Here is a 2,684-nt window from a genome sequence, read left to right as displayed (position 1 = left end):
TTTTGAACAATATTAGTATTGTAATTACTTTGTGCTAACGTGTCAATAGAACTAGATTTCTTTTTTATGGCCAACAAGCCCAAAAACCCTTTCCCTGCTGGTAAACATGTTGTCCAACGAATGCAAGTGTTCCAACTAGAAAACGGCTAAGAAGCTTAATTAATTTTTGAAGAAGCTGGTTTTAGATACTGATCTATTCTGTTCCTAATTTCTGCCTTTAGTTTTAACTGCGAACTTAATTCATTGCAGGTTTCTTGCCGATCAATATTGTTTTCTTCTTTGTGATCTTGTTGAATAATAGGAGCTTGCATATTCGTGTAATTGAAATTTTAGTAGCGGCATAAATTAACATAAAATATATAGGATCGTATAGTAAATAATTACTCTCTATCTAAGTATTAAATTCATTGGTTATGTACTTTATTAATTATACATTTCAATAACTATTGACTTGTATAATTAACTACTATACATTGCTATCAAGCAACTGATTATGGCTATGTATGAAGGAAATAAGATTAGTTAGTATATGGAATCCTAAAGGTGGACAGGGCAAGAGTATGCTAGCAATTAATTTAGCAGCAGCTTCTGTAGAGCTGGGACTTAAGCCGCTACTTATTTGTCAAGATCAGCAAGGTACTTCTATGCTGTACTTCAAAGCTGGGAATCTACCTTTTGAGGTTATGGACACTATACCTATTACCCGCCCAAATGCCGATATAATCTTCTTTGACCACCAAGCTAGCGAATGGTCAGTACCGAATAATCATACGCTTGTAATGCCCTTAAAACCAGCTCGTGACCAATATGCAACTTACATAGATGCTTATAAGCGTGCCGAAGCATTAGGGAAGCAAATAATTACCATAGTAACGGATGGACAAGAGCATAGAGCCAGTGAAAAAGAAACTACTGAATACTTAAGAGGCAAAGGTGCTTTTGTTATTCCTTCAAGTGGAGTCTTTAGCCGTGCAGCAAGTCAGTATTTGACGGTTTTCGATGCTAAAATGAATAAGGCCTACAAGGTAAGAGAACGAAGAGTCGAAATAAGCAAGATTTTAGGAGCAATATTAATTGAGAGTAATAAGGAGAATAAGGAATGACTAGTAGCTGGATAGAAGAAGAAAATGCTAGAGCAAAAGACCTAGCAAAAACTGGTGGAACTAGTAACAATAATGCTCCACGTTTGATAGTGTCTAAGAAGAAGGTTACACCTGCACGTGTTGTTAAAAACCTGTATATCCAAGAATCTCATATTAGAGCATTTGATAAATTAGTATTTAGTCAGAAAATGTTAAAAGGCAAAAATGCACCTGAATTAGCTGAGGAAGCTATTGAGTTGCTGTTGAAGCAATATGATAGTAGTTTATGAAACTTTTTTCTCTATTTTTTTAACCCGTTTTGATAACTTAGCTAATTTATTATTTACTGCTTGTTTATCTATATCGAATACTTTTTTCTTTTCTTTAGATTTACTATGATACTCAATGTTTTTTATATGTTGTTGCTCATAATTTGCTAGCTCAAATTCCAAAAAAATCTTCGTAAAAATCTTGAAATTCATAGTACGAAGTTGAGACTCTGTCAAAGGTTCTCGCTTTTTATTGTAGAAAGAAATATTATTTGTCTATCTTTCTTCTTTCACTAACTTTTCTAAACTTTCTTCACATGTAATTTGAATTTGTTTTTTGAAATTTTAAAGATCCGTATCATTTTCTTTAGGTAAGGTTGGCATCGCTTCTAATAAACTTTTCACAGAAATAAAATTGTGATTTTTTGCATTAGCATTCATTTTGGCATGATTAAATAATCTACGAGCTAAATAATAGGAATGATTGTATTTCAAACCGAGCTTTAATAATTTGATACTAACAGGAACTCCAGCATTCCATTTTTTTATTATATCAAAATAATCTGTATGAAATTCATAATGACATAATTTTTTTCCTTTACTCTTCGCAAGCGACAATTCTGTAAAAAGCTTAACATCTCGATTAAAAATATTATTCCAAGATTTTTGTATTTTTTCTGATTTTATATAAACAACAGTATATTGCAGAATATTGAAGGCTTTGTTTAATGCGGTAATAGCCTCCCTTTCGCTTGTAAATCTACTCCTTGACATAAAGTATTCCATTGAAAAAGAGCCGTCAGGATATTGACAGCCATTTTCTCTAAAGTGAGCAAGAATTATATCAAGCGTTCTTTTCGTATTGTCATCAAAGGGTAACATAATAAATTGCGTGGAAATATTTGTTCCTTTAGCTTCGTCTATAACAGATACAATCTTTGTAAATTCATCCCTTTTTAAATTATCAAGTCTTGATTCCATTATGAGATTGTGAAATGAATTAGCTAACAATTCAGGCTTTTTATCTTCATATTCAGCAACTTCATTTTTGTTGACATCTGCAACAGGAATGGTAAATAAAATGTCTTTTTTACTCATTTGTCTTAGATGGAAATAAGATTTTTATAATTTCAGCAAAATTAGAGTTTAAAATACTCTTTTTTAGAGCTTTTTTTGCTTTGTTTAAGGCTTTTTCTGAAGGCTCAAGATCTTTGATATTAATTATTGGAAAAATGTCATCTAAAATCTTAAGCTTTTTAGATGTTTCACTTTTAGAGTCAGCATGCAATAAATTCCTTAATAAAACTATTGTATCATTTAACGCGTTAATACC

The 2,684-nt window shown here is 31.6% G+C and carries 6 protein-coding genes; 2 read left to right on the top strand and 4 right to left on the bottom strand.

What is annotated here, in order from left to right; all coding sequences use genetic code 11:
* Nucleotides 1-155: 155 nt before the first annotated feature.
* Nucleotides 156-311: a hypothetical protein gene (locus Megvenef_RS08655; protein ID WP_322777532.1), complete on the bottom strand. Its 156-nt coding sequence runs from the start codon at nucleotides 309-311 to the stop codon at nucleotides 156-158.
* 192 nt (nucleotides 312-503) lie between these two features.
* On the opposite strand from Megvenef_RS08655, the gene Megvenef_RS08650 reads away from it, so the two are divergent.
* Entirely contained in the window at nucleotides 504-1,103 is a 600-nt protein-coding gene (locus Megvenef_RS08650; protein WP_322777531.1) for a nucleotide-binding protein, read from the top strand.
* The gene (locus tag Megvenef_RS08645) at nucleotides 1,100-1,372 is read left to right on the top strand and encodes a hypothetical protein (RefSeq protein ID WP_322777530.1); all 273 of its coding nucleotides are present in this window, start codon (nucleotides 1,100-1,102) and stop codon (nucleotides 1,370-1,372) included. Before Megvenef_RS08650 ends, Megvenef_RS08645 begins: the two co-directional genes overlap by 4 nt.
* Here Megvenef_RS08645 and Megvenef_RS08640 read toward each other — a convergent pair.
* The 3 genes from Megvenef_RS08640 to Megvenef_RS08630 all read right to left on the bottom strand — a co-directional run.
* Nucleotides 1,367-1,564 (bottom strand): hypothetical protein, encoded by a 198-nt coding sequence (locus Megvenef_RS08640; protein WP_322777529.1) that lies wholly within the window; start codon nucleotides 1,562-1,564, stop codon nucleotides 1,367-1,369. The two genes, Megvenef_RS08645 and Megvenef_RS08640, sit on opposite strands and share 6 nt — an antisense overlap.
* Nucleotides 1,565-1,696: 132 nt before the next feature.
* On the bottom strand, nucleotides 1,697-2,449 hold the full coding sequence (locus tag Megvenef_RS08635; protein WP_322777528.1) for a hypothetical protein: 753 nt from the start codon (nucleotides 2,447-2,449) through the stop codon (nucleotides 1,697-1,699).
* Nucleotides 2,442-2,684, bottom strand: a 243-nt coding sequence (locus Megvenef_RS08630; protein ID WP_322777527.1) for a hypothetical protein, incomplete at its 5' end; no start/stop codon positions are given. The genes Megvenef_RS08630 and Megvenef_RS08635, both read right to left, overlap by 8 nt.

The organism is Candidatus Megaera venefica (assembly GCF_034554655.1).
Lineage (GTDB): Bacteria > Pseudomonadota > Alphaproteobacteria > Rickettsiales > Rickettsiaceae > Megaera_A > Megaera_A venefica.
Note: the sequence above shows the minus strand (reverse complement) of the source record. Positions and strands in the feature narration are given on the sequence as shown.